Origin of the sequence: Tenacibaculum litoreum (assembly GCF_964513915.1) — a bacterium.
Lineage (GTDB): Bacteria > Bacteroidota > Bacteroidia > Flavobacteriales > Flavobacteriaceae > Polaribacter > Polaribacter litoreum.
Window position 1 is genome coordinate 260,314 of record NZ_CAZEQS010000004.1, and the last position, 22,187, is coordinate 282,500.

At 34.1% G+C, this 22,187-nt stretch carries 16 protein-coding genes, 2 tRNA genes and 2 rRNA genes (1 of these 20 running past the window's edge); 1 reads left to right on the forward strand and 19 read right to left on the reverse strand.

Translation table 11 applies throughout. The features are described 5' to 3' along the window. Window positions 1–225: 225 nt before the first annotated feature. The 14 genes from ACKTTR_RS12705 to ACKTTR_RS12770 form a co-directional block, all read right to left on the reverse strand. Entirely contained in the window at window positions 226–1,311 is a 1,086-nt protein-coding gene (locus ACKTTR_RS12705; RefSeq protein WP_408028201.1) for a GNVR domain-containing protein, read from the reverse strand. Window positions 1,312–1,323: 12 nt separating this feature from the next. Beyond that, window positions 1,324–3,678 carry an SLBB domain-containing protein gene (locus ACKTTR_RS12710; protein WP_408028202.1) on the reverse strand — a complete coding sequence of 785 codons (2,355 nt, stop codon included), beginning with the start codon at window positions 3,676–3,678 and terminating at the stop codon, window positions 1,324–1,326. A 94-nt stretch (window positions 3,679–3,772) separates the two neighbouring features. After that, window positions 3,773–4,789, reverse strand: a complete 1,017-nt coding sequence (locus tag ACKTTR_RS12715) for an NAD-dependent epimerase (RefSeq protein WP_408028203.1) — start codon at window positions 4,787–4,789, stop codon at window positions 3,773–3,775. Continuing rightward, a complete protein-coding gene (locus ACKTTR_RS12720; RefSeq protein ID WP_408028204.1) occupies window positions 4,789–6,114 on the reverse strand; it encodes a UDP-glucose dehydrogenase family protein in 1,326 nt (441 codons plus the stop codon). Before ACKTTR_RS12720 ends, ACKTTR_RS12715 begins: the two co-directional genes overlap by 1 nt. A 30-nt stretch (window positions 6,115–6,144) precedes the next feature. Continuing rightward, window positions 6,145–7,077: a Gfo/Idh/MocA family oxidoreductase gene (locus tag ACKTTR_RS12725; RefSeq protein ID WP_408028205.1), complete on the reverse strand. Its 933-nt coding sequence runs from the start codon at window positions 7,075–7,077 to the stop codon at window positions 6,145–6,147. Next, a complete protein-coding gene (locus tag ACKTTR_RS12730; protein WP_408028206.1) occupies window positions 7,077–8,357 on the reverse strand; it encodes a nucleotide sugar dehydrogenase in 1,281 nt (426 codons plus the stop codon). The genes ACKTTR_RS12725 and ACKTTR_RS12730 overlap by 1 nt, the downstream gene beginning before the upstream one ends. Window positions 8,358–8,463: 106 nt before the next feature. Further along, window positions 8,464–8,538 (reverse strand) — tRNA-Val (locus ACKTTR_RS12735). Between the two features lie 28 nt (window positions 8,539–8,566). Beyond that, window positions 8,567–8,641 (reverse strand) — tRNA-Val (locus ACKTTR_RS12740). A 70-nt stretch (window positions 8,642–8,711) separates the two neighbouring features. Next, window positions 8,712–9,920 (reverse strand): bifunctional folylpolyglutamate synthase/dihydrofolate synthase, encoded by a 1,209-nt coding sequence (locus ACKTTR_RS12745; protein WP_408028207.1) that lies wholly within the window; start codon window positions 9,918–9,920, stop codon window positions 8,712–8,714. A 31-nt stretch (window positions 9,921–9,951) separates the two neighbouring features. Beyond that, complete coding sequence (locus tag ACKTTR_RS12750) at window positions 9,952–10,770, reverse strand: energy transducer TonB (protein WP_408028208.1); 819 nt, start codon at window positions 10,768–10,770, stop codon at window positions 9,952–9,954. Next, a complete protein-coding gene (locus ACKTTR_RS12755) occupies window positions 10,771–11,163 on the reverse strand; it encodes an ExbD/TolR family protein (RefSeq protein ID WP_408028209.1) in 393 nt (130 codons plus the stop codon). It abuts the gene before it with no gap. After that, on the reverse strand, window positions 11,163–11,846 hold the full coding sequence (locus tag ACKTTR_RS12760) for a MotA/TolQ/ExbB proton channel family protein (RefSeq protein WP_047790255.1): 684 nt from the start codon (window positions 11,844–11,846) through the stop codon (window positions 11,163–11,165). Before ACKTTR_RS12760 ends, ACKTTR_RS12755 begins: the two co-directional genes overlap by 1 nt. A gap of 175 nt (window positions 11,847–12,021) precedes the next feature. After that, window positions 12,022–13,248 carry a Glu/Leu/Phe/Val dehydrogenase dimerization domain-containing protein gene (locus tag ACKTTR_RS12765; RefSeq protein ID WP_408028210.1) on the reverse strand — a complete coding sequence of 409 codons (1,227 nt, stop codon included), beginning with the start codon at window positions 13,246–13,248 and terminating at the stop codon, window positions 12,022–12,024. Between the two features lie 180 nt (window positions 13,249–13,428). Next, window positions 13,429–14,493, reverse strand: coding sequence for an anhydro-N-acetylmuramic acid kinase (locus tag ACKTTR_RS12770; protein ID WP_408028211.1), 1,065 nt, complete (start codon window positions 14,491–14,493; stop codon window positions 13,429–13,431). Window positions 14,494–14,585: 92 nt separating this feature from the next. On the opposite strand from ACKTTR_RS12770, the gene ACKTTR_RS12775 reads away from it, so the two are divergent. Then, window positions 14,586–15,728, forward strand: coding sequence for an acyl-CoA dehydrogenase (locus ACKTTR_RS12775; RefSeq protein ID WP_408028212.1), 1,143 nt, complete (start codon window positions 14,586–14,588; stop codon window positions 15,726–15,728). Window positions 15,729–15,777: 49 nt separating this feature from the next. Here the strand turns inward: ACKTTR_RS12775 and ACKTTR_RS12780 are convergent, their stop codons facing one another. The 5 genes from ACKTTR_RS12780 to ACKTTR_RS12800 all read right to left on the reverse strand — a co-directional run. Continuing rightward, window positions 15,778–16,566: a tRNA pseudouridine synthase A gene (locus ACKTTR_RS12780; RefSeq protein ID WP_408028213.1), complete on the reverse strand. Its 789-nt coding sequence runs from the start codon at window positions 16,564–16,566 to the stop codon at window positions 15,778–15,780. Window position 16,567: 1 nt separating this feature from the next. Further along, window positions 16,568–17,749: an acetate/propionate family kinase gene (locus ACKTTR_RS12785; protein ID WP_408028214.1), complete on the reverse strand. Its 1,182-nt coding sequence runs from the start codon at window positions 17,747–17,749 to the stop codon at window positions 16,568–16,570. 21 nt (window positions 17,750–17,770) lie between these two features. Then, window positions 17,771–19,864 (reverse strand): phosphate acetyltransferase, encoded by a 2,094-nt coding sequence (gene pta, locus ACKTTR_RS12790; protein WP_408028215.1) that lies wholly within the window; start codon window positions 19,862–19,864, stop codon window positions 17,771–17,773. Between the two features lie 139 nt (window positions 19,865–20,003). Next, window positions 20,004–20,112 (reverse strand): 5S ribosomal RNA (rrf, locus tag ACKTTR_RS12795). A 99-nt stretch (window positions 20,113–20,211) separates the two neighbouring features. Further along, window positions 20,212–22,187, reverse strand: a 23S ribosomal RNA gene (locus ACKTTR_RS12800); it runs 896 nt beyond the window's last position.

A 22,187-nucleotide genomic window follows, 5' to 3' on the forward strand; every position in this document is an offset into this window, starting at 1 on the left:
CCTTTTTTAGTGTTAACAAAGCTTTTATCACTATTTTTTTAAGTACTTTTTTAACTGTATCGATTTCCTCTTGTCTTATTATGTAATATTAGACATAGTAACCATTTATATTAGCTAGTTCACTTTTATCTACACGTTGTAAAATATTCTTTCTTTCATTTTGCTTATTATATTATTTAGGTGTGTGCTTTATGAAATTCATAAACGTGTTAGCATATATTATTACTATAATTTCTCTCTAATTTTTTTAATCCATTTTCTAAAAAAAACTATAGCTATACCGACAAACACTCCTAATATTCCCCAAACAACTATAATTAAAATACGTTTAGGTTTTGATTTTTCTACAGGTACACTCACAGGCTCTATCACAGTAAATACTGGAGTATTTTCTTTTACTTTAATTTTTTGAGTTTCTAGTTGTTTAGATAGTTCTGAATATAAATTAAAAGCTAAATTATAATCTGACTCTATTCTTCTAAGGTACGATTGAGATCGTGAGGTAATTAACCCTTGGTTTCTATCTTTATAACTAGCTAATGCGGCTTGTTTATTCTCAAAATCTAACTTCACCTCATTATATCGTTGTTGGATAAAATTAAGCTCTTGCTCTGCTTTTTCTATCTTAAAGTTTGTAATAGCTTCTTGTAAAATCGCTTGTGCTTTTTTAGTCATTTGCGCAGCTGCTAAGGCTTCTGGCATTGAAAACGATATTTTAACAAAACCATCTTTTTTATTATTATCAATTACTAACTGTTCTTGTATTTTATTAAATAGTATACTTTCATTTTTAGTAATCCGGTATATTGAATCGTTACCAACTTCTGTTATTCCTTCATTATCACTTTTAATAAATGTAATAATCTTCCCTGGCAACCCTATAGTATATTCTTTAATAGTTTTTAGTAAATTAAATTTTGTGTGTTTGTCATAGTATTCTTGATAGGTAACTATCTTTTCAACATTCGAAAGTTTTAATCGTGTATTTAAAAGGTCTCTTTGGAAGGTCACACTTTGAGCTATTTTTGGATATAAAGTAGGGGGTATACTTTCTGTTCCTCCTCCACCTAAATTAATTCCTGCTATGGCAGCTAAACCACCTAAACTACCTCCAACTTTTGAGTCACTCGTTTGAGGTACTAAGGTAGTATAGGCCGTATATTCTTTAGCTGAAAAAACTGCTATGAATAAACCTATTAGTCCAAAAACTATAAGAAATTTGGCTACTATCTTTCTACCTTCCCAAACGGTTTTAAATACCTCTAATAAATCTATCTCCTCTTGAGAATCTTGTTTAACTTTACTTTCCATAATTTTAAAAAATTATTTCTTCTCTGTTAACGTTTTCACCAACACTCCTAATGTTGCTAACCCTGTTGTAATAGCTATTACTTGCTGAGTAGTTACTTTACTTTTAACTTCTGGCTTTTTGGGCACTAGTATAACAGCCCCAGGTTTAACATCTGGGTATGATTTAAAAAACAAAAACTTTTTTGTTGTTCTAATATCTCCATTTGCATACACTATATATGTCCTACTCTTTTTTGCATTTGCAGAAAATCCTCCTGAGTTTTCTATGTAATGTTTAAATGATTTACCTTTTTCATATCTCACCAATGATGGTGACAATACCTCTCCTTCAACCTTTACAGTTTGTCTTTCAGAAGGAATAAACAACTCATCTCCTTCTTCTAAAATTATATCATATTTTGATTTTTTCCCTCCTGATGCTAAGATTTTTTGTAACTCTATTCCAATCTTAAAATCTTTCTTCTTCTTTAAACGCTCTTCAACATTACCAGATAATGAATCTCTTTGGGCAAAGTCAGCTATAAAGTCTGATTGCTTTTCATCTTCCTCTTCGTTGTTCTTTCTAGTTAAAAAGGCTCCTTCTTCATAAGCATATTTTGTTAAACCTCCAGCTTGTTCTATTAAATCAGAAATTCTTTGATTTTTTTGACCAATTGAATACTCTCCTTCAAAATTAACTTCTCCAGTAATAGTTACTCTTTTTTGTTCTGTATATCCTTTTAAATATCTTACAGAAACAATATCAAACGGTTTTAACACAAAATTATCTAAATGATCGGTACCTAGATTTTTACTTGCACTTAAATCAAAATTTTCACTAACAGTTTCAAAACTTCCATCTTTCAATCTTCTAGATACATCAATCATACTTGCATCTGCTCCATCTTTTAATCCTCCCGCCAATACTATTAAATCCTCAACACGCATTCCTTTCATATAGTCAAACTCTCCTTCTTTATTCACTGCTCCGTTAATAGTAATAAATTCTTTTTCTTTCAACTCTTCTTTCGTGAAAATGTAAATACTATCACTTTCCTTTAAAAGTATATGCTCTTTATTTTCCATTGCCTTTCTCGGAGAAAAGGATAATGTTTCCTTATCACTCTTATCGTGTGTTCTTACAATTATTCCTCTATCTAAAAAGGCTTCTTTGGTTACCCCTTCAGCTTTAAGTAACAAGTTAGAAGCTGTCATTCCTTCTTTGTATTCATAGTTACCAGGTTGAAAAACAGCCCCACCTACACTTACTCTATTCAAAAACTCATCTACTATTTCGTTTACTTTGATATAATCTCCATCTTTAATTTTCACTGAATCAAAATTATCTTGTGAAACCTCCACAATCTCTTTTTGAACCCCTTTAATTCTCTCTATAACAATTTTTTGTCTATATGCATTTGAGGTGAAACCACTACAATAATTTAATAAGTCTTTTACACTTTCTTCTGCTTTCATCTCAAAAATACCAGGTCTTTTGATAGCTCCTTCAATAGTAATTTTACTTTCATAAGGTCTTACTATTATCACATCCTGATCTTGAACCGTTATATTGCCTTCTTCTGAACCATTTACTAGAAACTGATAAAAATCAAAGTCAGCTTCCTTCACTCCTCTCCTAAAAAGTTGAATTCTTCTAAAAGTACCATTCTTTGTTGGTCCTCCTGCAGCATACAAGGCATTTAATACCGTAGACAAAGCACTAACAGAATATGATCCAGGCACCTTTACTTCTCCTACAATATTTACTTGTACGTTTCTTACTTCTTTTATAGAAACAGCAATATTGACCTTATTATAACTATTTGAAGAAGCTCCTATTCCCGCATAGATTCTTTTCAAGTAATTTTTTATTTTAGATTTTGCAGCACTAACAGGCAACCCTATTAATTGAATATAGCCAACACCTTCTACATTTATAGCTCCTTGTTTGTTTACTTTTTTCTCATAATTTACCTCTGCTGCTCCCCAAAGATCAATTGAAATTACATCTCCCGCTCCTATTATATAGTTTTCTGGTGTAGCTATATTTAAATTTGGTGTAAACGAAATATTTGGATTATTAAAAAAACCATATCCGAAGAGTTCTTCTTTATTTTCTTCATTATTTTCTTCTCCTGTCAATCCAAAAAGAAGTTGAGTACTGTCAGCTTCTTCCAAACTATCTTCTTGACTCTCTTCCTCTTTATTTAGTGGTTTACTTTTAAGCTTTTTTATTCTTTCTCTAAGCTTTTGAGCTTGTAATTCGGACATTCCTCTAGTTTTTGCTATTGCTAAAGCTTGATCTAAAGTATATCCTTCTTGTTTTATTTTCTCCCAGTATTTAGCTACTTGGTCATCAGATAAATCATCAACTTGTATTTGACTCATTTGATTCTGAATATTTTGGGCTTGTCCCTCAGTACTAGCTAACACCAAAAAAGTGGCTAGAAATATTTGCAGTAAAACTCTTTTAAATAACATTTTAACTTTCAATGTAAAAATCTTTAAACCAATTAATAAATTCTTTTATTCCTGTACTTAAACTTGTATTAGGACTGTAATTATAATCTTTAATTAACCCATCAACATTTGCCCAAGTTTTTTTCACATCCCCCATCTGCATGGGTAACATTTCTTTAGTAGCTTCTTTTCCTATACTCGTTTCTATCTGAGTAATAAACTCTAATAATTTTACAGAATCATTATTTCCTATGTTATAAACTTTATACAAGTCTCTTTCTTCAACAGGCTTTTCTATTACTCTTTTGACTCCTTCAACTATATCATCTATATAAGTAAAATCGCGCTCCATATCACCATTGTTGAACACTTTAATTGGACGATCATTTGAAATGGCATCTGCAAATAGTATCGGTGCCATATCTGGTCTTCCCCAAGGCCCGTATACCGTAAAAAAACGTAATCCTGTTGTTGGTATTTTATATAAATGACTGTAGGTATGTGCCATCAATTCGTTACTCTTTTTTGTTGCAGCGTACAAACTCACAGGATTATCGACTATATCTTCTTCTGAAAAAGGCACCTTTTTATTCATTCCATAAACACTTGAACTACTTGCATACACTAAATGTTTAATCTCATGATGCCTACAACATTCCAAAATATTCAGGAAACCAACAATGTTACTTTGAATATAAGCATTAGGGTTTTCAATACTATAACGAACCCCTGCTTGTGCAGCTAGATTACATACAACATCAAAGCTTTCAGTAGTAAATAACTGAAACAATTCTTTTTTATCTTCTAAGTTTAGTCTGATAAACTTGAATTTTTCATTAGTACTACTAGTTATTTCTTTGTAGTATATCTCAGCGCTTTTTCTTTCAACTCCTAACTTTTTTAATCGAGCATACTTTAAATTGACATCATAATAATCGTTGATATTATCTATCCCTACAACTACGTGTCCTAATTCTAATAGTTTTTGACTTAAATGAAATCCAATAAAGCCTGCTGCTCCTGTAACTAAAATTTTCATTAGTTTTTTCCTATTTGATAATATTCAAATCCTTTTTCTTCCAATCCATAGGTAGTATATTGATTTCTTCCATCAAAAATAACTGGTGCTTTCAGTTGTTTTTCAATCTCAGAGAAATCTGGTGAACGGAACTCTTTCCATTCTGTCAATAAAATCAACGCATCTGCATTATCTAGTACCTCGTACTTTGCATTTTTATAGTCAATATTCTCTACATCTTTTAAATAAAAGTGTTGTGCCTCTTCCATAGCCTTAGGATCATATGCTTGTACTTTAGCCCCTCTCTTTACTAGTTCTTTTACCACATAAATTGCTGGTGCTTCACGCATATCATCCGTCCCTGGCTTAAATGCCAATCCCCAAAGACCAAAAGTTTTTCCTGATAAATCTTCTCCAAATTTATTGATGATTTTATCAGCTATCACAAACTTCTGACGATTGTTAACTTCTTCAACTGACGTAATCAATTTTGCTTCATACCCATTTTCTTCAGCTATCTTCTTTAAGGCCTTTACATCTTTTGGGAAGCAAGAACCTCCATACCCTGCTCCTGGGTAAATAAAACTATAACCAATTCTTGAGTCTGAACCAATTCCTGCTCGAACATTATTTACGTCAGCTCCAACTCGCTCGCAGATATTTGCCATTTCGTTCATGAAGGATATCTTTGTTGCCAGCATTGCATTTGCTGCATATTTTGTCATTTCTGCTGAACGAACATCCATAGCAATAAAACGTTCATGTGACATAGTAAAAGGTGTATACAATTGACGCATTTTGTCAAAAGCATAATCAGATTCTGCTCCTATTACCACTCTATCAGGTTTCATAAAATCATTGATAGCATCTCCTTCTTTTAAAAACTCAGGATTAGACACTACATCGAATTCAAGCGTTGCGTTTCTTTTATCTAACTCTGCTTGTATTGTTGCTTTCACTTTATCAGCTGTTCCTACTGGTACAGTAGACTTATCAACAACAATCAATCTGTTATTCATCTTCTGACCTATCTCTTTAGCTACAGCTAACACATACTGTAAATCTGCAGACCCATCTTCCCCCATTGGAGTTCCAACTGCTATAAAAACTATTTCAGATTCATTAATTGCTCCTTCTAATTCATTAGTAAAGAATAAGTTCTGCTTTTCTACATTTTTCAACACCATTTTTTCTAAGCCTGGTTCATAGATGGGAATGATTCCTTGATGAAGCTTATTTATTTTTTCTTGATCAATATCAACACAAATCACCTTGTTCCCCATCTCTGAAAAACATGTTCCTGATACTAATCCTACATATCCTGTTCCAATAACAGTTACTTTCATTTCTTTTTATTTTTTGTACAAATATATATATTACAAAAGATAATGCTTCTCTCCAGTATTTATTAATTTAGAATTACGAATATCATGTACTATTTCAATTGATTGTCTTGCTTCTCGTAAACCAAAACCATTACCCTTTAATATCTCTTGATAGCTTGTAGTATGAAGATCTGTAAAACCTGAACTAAATTCAATTTCTTCTCCGTTCACAGTTATAGAACGATAGGTGCGCTGCCCCTTTTCTCGAATTTGCTTTGGCAAGGTGGTTTCATCAATTGATAAAAACCAACGCACACGTGCTTTTTCAAATTCTAAATAACCAGAAGCTTTATGTTTTTCTCTGAGATGTACTTTATTCTCTTGTATATTTCCAAAAATCAATGAGAGCATATCAAAAAAGTGAACTCCAATGTTTGTTGCAATCCCTCCTGACTTACTTTCGTCCCCTTTCCAAGAAATATCATACCAATTTCCTCTTGAGGTTATATAAGTTAGGTCTACATCGTACTTTTCTTCCTTTTTCTCTCTTTCAATTTTATTTTTTAATGCTATAATACTAGGATGTAATCGTAACTGAAGTATCGTATTTATTTTATTACCCGTTTCTTTTTCAATCGCTTCTAAGGCATCTACATTCCAAGGGTTTAACACCAAAGGTTTTTCACAAATGGCATCTGCACCTCTACGTAATGCCATACGTATATGTGAATCGTGTAAATAATTCGGCGTACAAATACTTACATAATCCAACTGAATATTCTGTTGTCGTTTTAACTTTTCAATATGTCGATCAAAACGTTCAAATTCCACAAAAAAATCTGCTTGAGGAAAATAACTATCTATAATTCCTACACTATCATTTTTATCTAATGCAGCAATCAACATATTACTAGTATCTTTGATGGCTTTTAAGTGGCGTGGAGCAATATAACCAGCTGCCCCTATGAGTGCAAAATTCTTCACTATAAACTTTTATCTACTACTTTTTTTGACAATATCCCTTTAACATCATACACCACAGCCTCCTTTTTCTTTAAAGAAATAACATCTAACTTTTTATATTCATCATGCGCTACTGTTAATACAATAGCGTCATACTTTTTCCTTGGTAATTCATTTATTGATTGTAATCCATATTCTTTTTGAACTTCATCAACATTTGCCCAAGGATCATAAACTGTCACTTTTGCTCCATACTCTTTTAGCGAACGGACCACATCTACCACTTTAGTATTACGAACATCTGGGCAATTTTCTTTAAACGTAATACCTAAAACTAAGACATCGGCACTTTTTATTTTGATATCATGACTTATCATTAATTTAATCACTTGGGAAGCTACATACTCGCCCATCCCGTCATTCATCCTTCTTCCTGCTAAAATAATCCCAGGGTGGTACCCTAATTCTTCAGCTCTCTGCACTAGATAATATGGATCTACTCCTATACAATGCCCCCCTACTAACCCTGGTTTAAATGGTAAAAAGTTCCATTTGGTTCCAGCAGCTTCTAGAACTTCCTGAGTATCAATATTCATAAAACCAAAAATCTTTGCTAATTCATTCATAAAAGCAATATTGATATCTCTCTGAGAGTTTTCAATTACCTTTGAAGCTTCCGCTACTTTTATACTAGAAACTAAATGAGTACCTGCTATAACAACCGAACCATATAAATCATCAACAAACTTAGCTACTTTGGGAGTTGAACCAGAAGTTACTTTTAAAATCTTTTCAATGGTATTCTTTTTATCTCCAGGATTAATTCTCTCTGGAGAATACCCTGCAAAAAAATCTTTATTAAACTCTAGACCTGAAGTCTCCATCAACACAGGAACACACACTTCTTCTGTAACTCCTGGATACACTGTCGACTCATATATAACAACATCATTCTTCTTTAAAACCCTTCCTACAGTTTCACTTGCATGTATCAACGGCGTCAATACAGCTCTATTGTTTTTATCCACAGGTGTAGGAACTGTTACTATGAAAACAGTACAATCTTTAATATCATCAACCTCATAAGTACAAAACAAACCTTTCTCTTCTGTTTTTTCACTTTGTATTACAGATAACAACTCTTCTGAATCTACTTCCTTAGTAATATCAATGCTTTTATTAAGCTCTTGTACTCTTGTTTTATTTATATCAAAACCAACCACAGAATACTTTGTCGCAAATAACCTCGCTAATGGCAATCCTACATACCCTAATCCAATTATTGCTATTTTCTTATCCACTACGTAGTCTTTTAAAGATTTTTCAAGTTCACAAAACTACAAAAAATAGTATGAACAAGAGAGTATAAAACAAAAAAGTCTCATCTAAAAAGATGAGACTTTACAGTGGGCGCGAAGGGATTCGAACCCCTGACCCCTTGGGTGTAAACCAAGTGCTCTGAACCAACTGAGCTACGCGCCCGTTTGCAATTAAACTTCTGTAAGAGTTGTGGGCGCGAAGGGATTCGAACCCCTGACCCCTTGGGTGTAAACCAAGTGCTCTGAACCAACTGAGCTACGCGCCCTTACTTGTTAATTGCGGGTGCAAATATATAACAGTTTTAGAGATTGACAATAACTTTTTTTATTTTTTTTCTATAAAATTTCTGCTACTACAAATGTGCTCCCTCCTACATAAATCACATCTTCTTTAGAAGCAAGTGCTCTTGATTTTTCAAAAGCCTCATTTACAGAACAAAACACTTCTCCTCTCAAACCAAACACTTTTGCTTGTTCTTGTAATTCTTCTGCTGATAACCCTCGAGGAATATTTGGTTTACAGAAGTAATATTTTGCTTTTTCAGGAAACATTGGTAAAATTTCATTCAAATCCTTGTCTGAAACAACCCCTAAAACAATATGTAATTGCTTATAATTTTCTTTTTTTAATTGTTTCAATGTATAAAATAGCCCCTCTTTATTATGTGCTGTATCACAAACCACTTTGGGATATTCTTGCAACACCTGCCAACGCCCTTTTAAATTGGTGTTTTTTACCACATTCAACACCCCCCTTTTAATATTTTCTTCAGTAATTGTAAATCCTTTTAATTGCTGAATAGCTATTACCGCCGTTGTTACATTGTTTTTTTGATAGTCTCCTAATAAATCAGTTCTATAATTTTTTTCTTCATCAGAAGCAAAAACAATTGGAGCATTACACTCTTCCGCTTTAGTAATAAAAACTTTTTCCGTTTCTTTTTGACGTTCGCCTATGACAACTGAAATATTCTTTTTAATTATTCCAGCTTTTTCAAATGCTATTTCAGGTAATGTTTCTCCTAAAAACTGTGTATGATCTAATCCTATATTAGTAATTACAGAAACTTCTGGCATAATAATATTTGTCGAATCTAATCTTCCTCCCAAACCGACTTCAATGATAGCAATATCTACTTTTTGGTTCGCAAATTCTTCTAACGCCATCCCTACAGTCATTTCAAAAAAAGATAAACCTTGTTCCTCTAGAAAAACCTTATTCTTTTCTATAAATGTAACTACCGACTCTTTTGTTATCTCTTCTCCATTGATTCGAATTCGTTCAGTAAAGTTTTTTAAATGAGGTGAGGTATACAATCCTACTTTATAACCTGCTTCTTGTAATATCGAGGCAATCATATGACTAGTAGACCCCTTACCATTAGTTCCTCCAACATGAATGGTTTTAAACTTTTTTTGTGGATTATCTAGCTCATCACATAATGCAATGATATTGGTTAGATCTTTTTTAAATGCTGTTTGTCCTTGACGTTGATACATTGGTAACTGGGCAAACATCCAATCTAATACTTGTTGATAAGTCATCTTTATATCTTAGTGTAAAAAATAGGTGTATTTACTTTGAAAGAGAAAACTTGTAGATAATTGTTCCTCGTTGTTTTGATGGTGCGTTTCCGTCTGCATTCCATTTTGTTTTTAAAGCTGCTTTTTTTGCTGCATCGTATAAACATGATGCTGAATTCGTAGTTCCTTTAGCTCCAGGAGTTGCTTTGGTTACTTGCCCACTTTGATTTACTTCAATAATTACCACCACTGTGCCTTCCTCTTGACAATCTGGTTTTTGAATAGGTTTTGACAAAGCTTTTCTTCCTGCTAGGTTATAATTACCTCCTGAACCACTTCCAGAATTTCCATAATATTTATCTGAATTAGGGTCTCCTTTTTCATTTCCTTTTACACCTGATTGTTTATCATCTCCTTCTCCTGTATTTGCACCATCTTTTGAAGTTCCGTTTAATAAACTATTTAACGCATCTGTTGTTTCTTTTGATGGTTTAGGCTTCGGTTTTTCTTTTGGTTTTTCTTCTTTCGGAGTTTCTTTTACAGCTTCTTTCTTTTCAACTTTTTTTTCAACCACTGGAACTTCTTCAGCCGTATCATTTGTAATAATTTCTTCTTTTATTGTCTCCTCTGGTGTTTCTTCTATTTGTTCTTCAACAACTTCTTCTTGTTGTGAAGTTTCTTGCGCTTTTGTTTTTTCAACAGGCTCCCCACTTCCTACTTCAGAAGTACCAAAATTAATCGCTAGACCATATTCAATAGGTGGATCGAGATATTTCATTCCGTAATTGAATATCCCAATAATGAATAATATCAGAATAATTGCTGTAATAACAGCCGATCTACGTTTATGTTGTGTATCTAAAACTTTCATTTATTTGCCTTTAACGGCCAAAATCATTTTTAACTTGTTTCTATTCGCAATATCAATAACCTGCATTACATTTTTATACTGCACATTTTGATCACCTCGAATAACCACTGTCTTCTTTTTGTCTACACCTACTTTAGTTAACAACTCTCTTTCTAAATTTACGTTACTAACTTTTGTTTTATCTATATAAAATGACGCATCATTTGTTATGGTTACTGCTATTGATGTATTATTTTCGGTTTTACCTCCAGCTTTTGGTAACAGTACATCAATGGCACTTACCGTAACAAGTGTAGATGTTAACATAAAAAATATCAATAACAAAAAAACAATATCAGTCATTGATGACATATTGAAATTTGGATTGACTTTATTTCTTCCTCGTAAATTCATTATACTGGTTCGTTTAATAAATCTAAAAACTCTACAGATTTTGCTTCCATTTGATAAACAACCTTATCAGTACGAACTACTAAATGATTGTAAGCTATATATGCAATAATCCCTACAATTAATCCCGCAACTGTAGTTGTCATAGCTGTATACAAACCATCCGATAACATTTTAATATCTATTTGTCCTCCTGAGTTTGCTATTTCATGAATCGCAACAATCATTCCAATTACAGTCCCTAAAAAACCTATCATTGGAGCAGCTCCTGCTATTGTTGCCAATACTGATACATTTCTTTCTAGCTTATAAACCTCTAGTTTTCCTGCATTTTCTATTGCTGTATTAATATCTTCAAGAGGTTTTCCTATTCTAGAAATTCCTTTTCCTATTAATCTGGCTGTTGGTGTTACTGTATTATCACAAAGTGATTTAGCACTATCTATTCTTCCATTGGTTACATGATCTCTAATTTGATCCATAAAATTAACATCAACTTTTGATGCTTCTTTAATAGCAAAAAAACGTTCAAAATAAATATAAAGAGCTACGGCTAATAACACGAATAACAAAGCGATAATGATTTGACCGCCTACACCTCCATCCATAATTAAATTATAGATTGATAAAGTTTTTTCTTGAGGTACTTCCTCTACCAACTCCTGAGTTTCTTGAAATAATAGCATGAATACTAAATTAGGATTTATATTATGTTTTCGCTATTTAACTAACGATTTGTTTTGTTTAAAATTGTTTGATATAAAAAGTCTTCCTTACTTTTAAGAATGAAGGAAGACTTTTACTTTTATTATACTTGATTACTCAAAAACAGCATTTTTGTAATCATAAAGACTAATAATTTTACACTAGTTCTTTTAATGCTATTTCAAAAGCTGTTTCACTTATTTGAGTTTTTGCTGCACTTTTAGCATGTGCTCTTTGTAACGCTTTTTTAATAGTATTTGAAGTATCTTCAAAAATAGCTTGATCTGTCATTTCTACTCTACGCTCCATAAAGTATGCAAATACTCTTGCCATACCACAGTTTGAAATAAAGTCTGGAATCAAACTCACTTTTTTATCAGTATCTTCCATAATAGATCCAAAGAAAATTTCTTTATCTGCAAACGGAACATTTGCTCCACATGAGATAACTTCTAACCCTGAGTTTATCATGCTATTAATTTGGTCTTGAGTAACTAGCCTTGAAGCTGCACATGGTGCAAAAATTTCACATGGCAAGTCCCAAATACGTTCGTTAATTTCTTCAAAAGGAATCATGTTTTCAGAAACTAAAGTATTACCATCTTTGTTTAAGAACATTTCTTGAATTTCTTCAAAAGAGAACCCTTCTTCTTTAATAACTCCACCAACACGATCAATTATACCTACTACTTTAGCTCCCATTTGTGCTAAATAATAAGCTGCTGCTGAACCTACATTTCCAAAACCTTGTACTACTGCTCGCTTTCCTTCTACTGTTCCTCCATAAATATCATAGTAATGACGAACTGCCTCAGCAACACCATACCCTGTAATCATATCAGCTACTGTATATTTTCTGGAAATATCTGGCGATAGGTTTTCATCTTCTAACACCTTGATAACTCCATGACGTAACTGACCAATACGATTAATTTTATCAGCTTCAGTAGGCTTAAAATGTCCGTTAAAAACCCCTTCTTGCGGATGCCAAACACCACTATCTTCTGTAATCGGAATTACTTCATGGATTTCATCAACATTTAAGTCTCCTCCTGTTCCGTAATAGTTTTTTAATAATGGAGCAACAGCTTTATACCAACGCTCTAAAACTCCTTTTTTACGAGGGTCTTGCGGATCAAAATTAATTCCTGATTTTGCCCCTCCAATTGCTGGACCCGATACAGTAAATTTCACTTCCATGGTTTTAGCAAGTGACATTACTTCGTATTTATCTAATCCTTTACGCATACGTGTACCACCACCAGCAGCACCTCCTCTTAATGAATTAATAACTGTCCAACCTTCTGCTTCTGTTTCAGGGTCTTTCCAATTAAATACTATTTCCGGTTGCTTTTCTTCGTATTGCTTTAATAATTCTTTCATTGTTTAATGTTATAATAGATGATTTTCAACTTTACCTGTTTCTTTTTCATATTCAAAAAATTCGTTGTAATTATTCCCCTGTGGGGAAGCTAAAGTTGATTCATTATAATATAGGTTTTAATGTGTAGTTGTTACCGAACAAATTTATCATAAAAAACAACATTACTCAAATACTTTAAATTATTTCTGCGGATAAAAGTTTTTGCCTGAAGAATGATCCTTCTTTGCCCCAGTAACTGATTGTAAACAGTTTATTTTGTTTTGGACCTTTAACACTCCTAACAACGCAAAAATCAAAGCTTCTTTGTAATCAATAAGTTCTGTACTTGCTTGCTTAATTTTTGTCTGTGCAAAAAACTCTATTCTCTTCATTAAAAACGTATTGAACGCTCCTCCTCCTGTTACTAAAATAGTAGCCTCTTTTTTAACAACATTACCTATTTGCATCGCTACATGTTCTACAAAAGTTCTCAAAACAGTATGAATATCTACCTCATATTGATTTATTAAAGGAAATATATTCTCGTGTACCCATTCCAGTCCCAACGATTTAGGAGGGATATCTTGATAAAAAGAAAGCTCATTCAATCTCCTTAATAATTCAACATTAATTTTTCCCTCTGAAGCTATTTTTCCTTCATTATCATATTCTAAACCTATTTTACGTGTATAATAATTTAGTACAATATTTACAGGGCAGATATCAAAAGCTATTCTTCGTTTATTTTCTTCATAAGAAATGTTAGCAAAACCTCCTAAGTTTAAACAGTAATCGTAATCAGCAAATAATAGTCTATCTCCAATAGGTACTAAAGGAGCTCCTTGTCCTCCTAACGCTACATCTTGAGTTCTAAAATCACAAACAACTTCTTTCTTGGTTATATTCGATATTTCTTGACCATTGCCTATTTGTAACGTTATTCCTACTTCTGGCTGATGTAAGATAGTGTGTCCGTGAGAAGCTATGAAATCTAATTTAGAAATACGGTGTTCTCTTATAAAATCATTTAATGTCTTTCCTAGAAATTTACCATAATCAACATCTAAAATTTGTAAATCTTTCTTATCATAATTTATAGCCTCTTGCAGTTTATTTTTCCATTCATTAGAATATGATACCGTGTCTGCTTGTATAATTTTAAAATCTCCGTATAAGTTTTCATGCATTTTTATATATGCCAAATCTATTCCATCTAAAGAAGTTCCAGACATTAATCCAATACAATAAATATAGTTGTCTCGCATAAAGTAAAAATAGTAAGTCTATTGAAAAATTGCTATTAAAAAAGTATCTTTGAGCACATTTTTTACGAATTTAACAAAATATAAAATAGATAATGGATTTTAATCTTACAGAAGAGCATTTAATGATTCGTGATGCTGCACGTGATTTTGCTCAAACCGAATTATTGCCAGGAGTTATAGAAAGAGATGAAAAACAAGAGTTTCCTAATGAACTAGTTCGCAAAATGGGTGAGTTAGGGTTTATGGGAGTAATGGTAGATCCTAAATACGGAGGAAGCGGGATGGATGCTGTTTCTTACGTATTAATTATGGAAGAGCTATCTAAAATTGATGCTTCTGCTTCAGTAATGGTTTCTGTAAACAATTCATTAGTATGTTATGGTTTAGAAGCTTATGGTACTGAAGAACAAAAACAAAAATACTTAACAAAATTAGCTACTGGTGAGCAAATAGGAGCTTTTTGTTTAAGTGAACCTGAAGCTGGTTCTGATGCTACTTCACAAGCAACTACTGCTATAGACAAAGGAGATTACTATTTATTGAATGGTACTAAAAACTGGATTACTAACGGTGGACGTGCTGACACCTATTTAGTTATTGCACAAACTGATAGAGCTAAAGGTCATAGAGGAATCAATGCTTTTATTGTTGAAAAAGGTATGGAAGGTTTCCACGTTGGACCAAAAGAAGATAAACTAGGAATCCGTGGTTCTGATACTCACACGTTGCAGTTTAACGATGTAAAAGTTCCTAAAGAAAACCGCATTGGTGAAGATGGATTCGGATTCAAATTCGCAATGAAAACTTTATCTGGCGGACGTATCGGTATTGCTGCTCAAGCATTAGGTATTGCTGCTGGAGCATATGAGTTAGCATTAAAATACTCTAAAGAGCGTAAAGCTTTCGGTACTGAAATCTGCAATCACCAAGCTATCGCATTCAAATTAGCTGATATGTATACAGAAATTGCTGCTGCTCGTTACTTAGTAATGGCTGCTGCTTGCAAGAAAGATGCTGGTGAAAACTACGATCGCGAAGGTGCTATGGCTAAATTATACGCTTCTAAAGTAGCTATGGAACAAACTGTTGAAGCAGTTCAAATTCACGGAGGTAATGGTTTTGTAAAAGAATACCATGTTGAACGTTTAATGCGTGATGCTAAAATTACTCAAATTTATGAAGGAACTTCAGAAATTCAGAAAATTGTAATCTCAAGAAGTTTAATTAGAGATTAATTCTAATTAAACATATATCATAAAAATAAAGCTTGTCAATTGACAAGCTTTATTTTTTAAATTCTACTTTATGCAGATGTAGTCCAGAAGCTGGTGCGATGGTTTTCATAAAATCTATATCACTATTTTCAGGTCTTAAACTTTTTTTGATAAATTCCAAATCATAATTCCCTTTACCTAATTCAGCCAAGGCTCCCATAATTAAACGGATTTGATTACGTAAAAAACCACTTCCTCTAATAATTAAAACGTAGCTTTTCTCTGGAAAAAAAGAAGCTGACAACTCAGTATTTTCTTCAATCTTACATACATCAATCATACGTTCAACTTTGGTTTCTGCTGACGGCTTGGTGCAATAATGTTTAAAATTATGAAAACCTTCAAACAGTCGGGCACCTTCTTTCATCGATTCTACATTTAGCTCATCTAAATATCCTGTTAAAAAAGGAGCGCAATAGGGATGATTTTTCTCTCCAAAAGAAAAGTAATAGTGATACTCTTTAATTTTTGGATGTTGAATAATATTGAACTCTTCATTATGAAGTTGCTCTACAGCTAACACTCGAATATCAGAAGGTGAATTGCGATTAAAGTCTTCAACAAAAAAAGGTTCATCTAATATTTCATCAATAAACAACTGAAAATAATAGTCAGTCGATGAAACTTTTGCATCCGTTCTCCCAACCCCTACCGACTTACATCGAATTCCTTTACAAACAAATTTTAGTGTCTTATCAACAAAAAAGTGAACTGTTTTTAAATTGGGTTGTTTTTGCCAACCGTGTAAACGAAATCCTAAATATTGAAACTGTACTAAATAAGCATACTTATAATTCATACTATAATAACTCGTATGATTGTTTTGCTATTTCCAACTCTTCATTTGTTGGAATTACCAACACTTTAACTTTGGAAGTCTCTTTATGTATTTCAGTGAACTGTTTAGCTCGAATAGCATTCTTTTCAGTATCCAATTCGATTCCTAAATACTCCATATCTTTACAAACTAATCTTCTAATCACATCAGAATTTTCACCAATACCCGCTGTAAATACAATTGCATCCAAACCATTCATTGCAGCAACATATGACCCTATATATTTTTTTATTCTATAAGCATTCATATCTAAAGCTAACTGACAATTTTTATCTCCTTTTGCTGCCGCTGCTTCGATATCTCGTAAATCACTAAAACCAGTTAAACCTAACATTCCGCTTTCTTTTTGTAACATGTCGTTTATATAATCCGCATCATACCCTAAGTTGTTTATCAAATAGAAAATCAAAGAATGATCAATATCTCCAGAACGCGTCCCCATAATTAAACCCGTAACAGGACCAAACCCTAAACTGTGATCAATACTCTTTCCATTTTCAACCGCAGTAACACTACATCCGTTACCTAAATGAATTGTAATAATTTTTGAATGTTCTTTCTGAAGATATTCGTTAGCTTTTTCTGACACATATTTATGACTAGTTCCATGAAAACCATATAAACGAATTCTATGTTCATCTAAGAATTTATTAGGAATCGCATATTTATAAGCTACAACAGGTATCGTTTGATGAAATGCTGTGTCAAAAACGGCTACTTGTTGTGCATTTTTAAAAATAGATTCAGAAACTGTAATTCCCTCCAAATTTGCTGGGTTATGTAGCGGAGCTAATGAAAATAACGATTCTATTTTCTTTTTAACCTCTTCAGTGACTATAGCTGTTTTTGTAAATGTACTTCCTCCATGAACTACTCGATGTCCAACAACTTTAATTTCATCAGTAGAGGAAATTATACCCACATCTTTATCTAACAATAAATCAACTACTCTTTCTAAACCAGATTTATGATTTGCAATTACTACCTCTTCTTCTACTTTATTATCGTTAGATCTATAGTGAACTTTTCCTATTTCTAAACCAATTCTTTCTATCAATCCTGAACAAAGTACCTCTTTCTGAGGCATTTCAAACAATTGATATTTTATTGAGGAACTTCCTGAATTTATTACTAAAACTTTCATGTTTTTATATTAATAAGCAAGCTATTCTTGCGCTTGAATTGCAGTTAAAATTACGGTGTTAAAAATATCATCAACAGTACAACCTCTACTTAAATCATTTACAGGTTTGTTCAACCCTTGTAGCATTGGTCCGATTGCCAAAGCTCCTGTTTCACGCTGTACAGCTTTATAAGTATTATTTCCGGTATTTAAATCAGGGAAAATTAACACATTTGCTTGACCTGCAACTTCTGAATTTGGTAATTTCTTTTTTCCTACGGAAGGATCAACCGCTGCGTCATATTGAATTGGTCCCTCTACTTTTAAATCTGGACGCTTTTCCTTCACAATTTCAGTAGCTCTTCTAACAGTATCTACATCTTCTCCCTTTCCTGAAGTACCTGATGAATATGATAACATAGCTATTTTAGGATCTATACCAAAAGCAATACTAGAATCTGCTGATGAAATTGCAATTTCTGCTAATTCTTCTGCTGTCGGGTTCGGATTAATAGCACAATCTCCAAATACAGAAACTCTATCCTCTAAACACATGAAGAAAATTGATGAAACTACTGAAAATCCTGGTTTCGTTTTTACAAACTGTAAAGCTGGTTTTATAGTATGTTGAGTAGTATGTGCTGCTCCAGAAACCATTCCGTCAGCTAACCCTTTGTATACCATCATAGTTCCGAAATAAGAAACATCTGCCATCAAGTCTTCCGCCATCGCAGGGCTTAATCCTTTGTGTTTTCTCAATTCATATAACGTGTTGGAAAATTCTGCAAAGTATTCAGATTCTATTGGATTGATAATCTCTGTTTTATCAAAATCAAAAGGAATGTTTAATCGTTTTACCGAAGCTTCTACATTTACTCTTTTTCCTAATATTGTTAACTTAACAACACCTGTTTTTTGTAGTTGAGAAGCAGCTATCAAAATCCTATCATCGTTTCCTTCTGGTAATACAATGTGTTTGTGTACTTCTTTAGCTTTTTTTAATAAGTTATATTGAAACATTCTTGGAGTTAACGCTTCTGAACCTTTATAACTAACCAATTTTTCATTCAAACTTGCAACATCAACATGCTTCTCAAACATATTGATAGACATTTTTATCTTACTAATATTCTCAGCATAAATGTGAGAACGAACGGCACCTAATCTTGATGCAATACTAAATGTTCCATCCTTTACCCAGAGAATAGGTACTATCTTTTCCAACCCTTCTATTAATTTAATAATAGAAGAATTTAATTCCATTCCACCAGTAAGAATAATCCCCGATATAGATGGGTAATTACTAGAAATATTAGCTTGTAACGTTCCTAGCAAAATATCTGATCTGTCTGCTGGAGTTACTACAACACTATCATCAGTCAAATGATGTAAAAAATGTGATAATTGCATTGCCCCAACTTTAATATCACCAGTTGTATTATTTAGAAACTCTTCTCCAAATAAAACTTTTCCTTCAATCTCCATTAAAAACTCCTTAATCGTTGGATTATTTAATTTTTGATCTATTGGAATAGCATTAATAGAAACTGATTTAGGTAAGTTAGCACCAACTTCTTCTACTATAATTGGAATGTTTTTTTCTTGGACTTTGTTTGCCACAACTGCAATGACCTGTACATCTTTATTTATAAAAGAATCATAGGTTAATCGTAAGCTTTGTATAAAGTCCTCAAGTGATTTATTTACTCCTCCTGAAACGATAATTACAGGCGATCCAATATTCTTCGCTATAAGAACATTCAAATCCATCTCTATAACAGCTCCATGATCAGAAAAATCAGTTCCTTCTATAATTACAAAATCATTTTCCTCTTCTAGTTTCTTATACTTTTCAATGATTTTGTTAATTACTTCATCTTCTTCGTCATCATTCAACATTCTAATTAATTCTGACCTGGTAAAAGCATGACAATCTTCATAGCTACTTTTTAAATTAAAATAATTAAGAACTGTATTTATATGATTATCCTTCTTATTTCCTATTGGATTGTCTATTATAGGTCTAAAATAACCCACTTTAGGTTTTTTACGAAGTAATAGCTGCATCAATCCCAAACTCAACATAGATTTCCCTGAGTTGGCATCACTTGCCGCTATATAAATTGATTTATTCATATTCTTGCTTTTAAGGCAAAATTACTTCTTTTAAAATTATAAAAATAACGGGCAAAGGATTAAAAACTACGAGATACAGAAAACCTCAAAATTTAGGTATAAAAAAAACCTCAATCTAATAAAAGATTGAGGTTTAAAAGAAAGGCAACGACCTACTCTCCCACCAGTGGCAGTACCATCGGCGCTAATGGGCTTAACTTCTCTGTTCGGAATGGTAAGAGGTGAGCCCCATTGCGATAATCACCTTAAATCGTTTCAGTATATTTCAACTGTATAAGTTAACATATTAGTAAAATCATATCATAAATTATCAAAGAGTTTGCTCCCGGCCACTAGGACCGGGATACGTACATAAGCCTATGGGTTATTAGTACTACTCAGCTACATACATTACTGCACTTACACTTATAGCCTATCAACGTGGTGATCTTCCACGACCCTTTAAAGAAATCTCATCTTGTGGTGGGTTTCGCGCTTATATGCTTTCAGCGCTTATCCCTTCCCGACGTAGCTACTCTGCAGTGCCCCTGGCGAGACAACAGATACACTAGAGGTCAGTCCAACTCGGTCCTCTCGTACTAAAGTCAGATCCACTCAAATTTCTAACGCCCACAGCAGATAGAGACCGAACTGTCTCACGACGTTCTGAACCCAGCTCGCGTGCCACTTTAATGGGCGAACAGCCCAACCCTTGGGACCTTCTCCAGCCCCAGGATGTGACGAGCCGACATCGAGGTGCCAAACCCCCCCGTCGATGTGAGCTCTTGGGGGAGATCAGCCTGTTATCCCCGGAGTACCTTTTATCCTTTGAGCGATGGCCCTTCCATGCGGAACCACCGGATCACTATGCTCTACTTTCGTACCTGATCGACCTGTATGTCTCTCAGTCAAGCTCCCTTATGCCATTGCACTCTACGCACGGTTACCAAGCGTGCTGAGGGAACCTTTAGAAGCCTCCGTTACTCTTTTGGAGGCGACCACCCCAGTCAAACTACCCACCACGCACTGTTCTCATTGCTGAGTTAGGCTCTAGATAAGCAAAGGGTGGTATTTCAAGGATGACTCCACAACGCCTAGCGACGCTGCTTCAAAGTCTCCCACCTATCCTACACATTACTTATCCAAAGTCAATACGAAGCTATAGTAAAGGTTCACGGGGTCTTTTCGTCCCGCTGCGGGTAATCGGCATCTTCACCGATACTACAATTTCACCGAGCTCATGGCTGAGACAGTATCCAGATCGTTGCACCATTCGTGCAGGTCGGAACTTACCCGACAAGGAATTTCGCTACCTTAGGACCGTTATAGTTACGGCCGCCGTTTACTGGGGCTTCATTTGATTGCTTCGCCGAAGCTAACAACTCCACTTAACCTTCCAGCACCGGGCAGGTGTCAGGCCTTATACATCATCTTTCAATTTAGCAAAGCCCTGTGTTTTTGATAAACAGTCGCCTGGATCTTTTCACTGCGGCCCTACCGGAGTAGGGCGACTCTTCTCCCGAAGTTACGAGTCTATTTTGCCTAGTTCCTTAGCCATGAATCTCTCGAGCACCTTAGAATTCTCATCCCAACTACCTGTGTCGGTTTACGGTACGGGTTCTTATAATCTGAAGCTTAGAGGTTTTTCTTGGAAGTTTTTAGGCACACTATCCACGCATCCGAAGACTTGTGGTACTATCACACTTCAGCTAAACCGGCGGATTTGCCTACCAGTCTAATACCTAAATGTTTCAACGAACTATTCCGTCAGTTCGCGGTGCTTTCACTACTCCGTCACCCCATCGCAATTATAAGAAGTACAGGAATATTAACCTGTTGTCCATCGACTACTCCCTTCGGATTCGCCTTAGGTCCCGACTAACCCTCAGCTGATTAGCATCGCTGAGGAAACCTTAGTCTTTCGGTGAGGGGGTTTCTCGCCCCCTTTATCGTTACTTATGCCTACATTTTCTTTTCTATACGTTCCAGCATGCCTCACAGCACACCTTCAGCACATATAGAATGCTCCCCTACCACTTTAATAAGTCCATAGCTTCGGTAATATGTTTATGCCCGATTATTATCCATGCTCGACCGCTCGACTAGTGAGCTGTTACGCACTCTTTAAATGAATGGCTGCTTCCAAGCCAACATCCTAGCTGTCTGGGCAGTCAAACCTCGTTTTTTCAACTTAACATATATTTGGGGACCTTAGCTGATGGTCTGGGTTCTTTCCCTCTCGGACATGGACCTTAGCACCCATGCCCTCACTGCTGAGAAACATTTTATAGCATTCGGAGTTTGTCAGGAATTGGTAGGCGGTGAAGCCCCCGCATCCAATCAG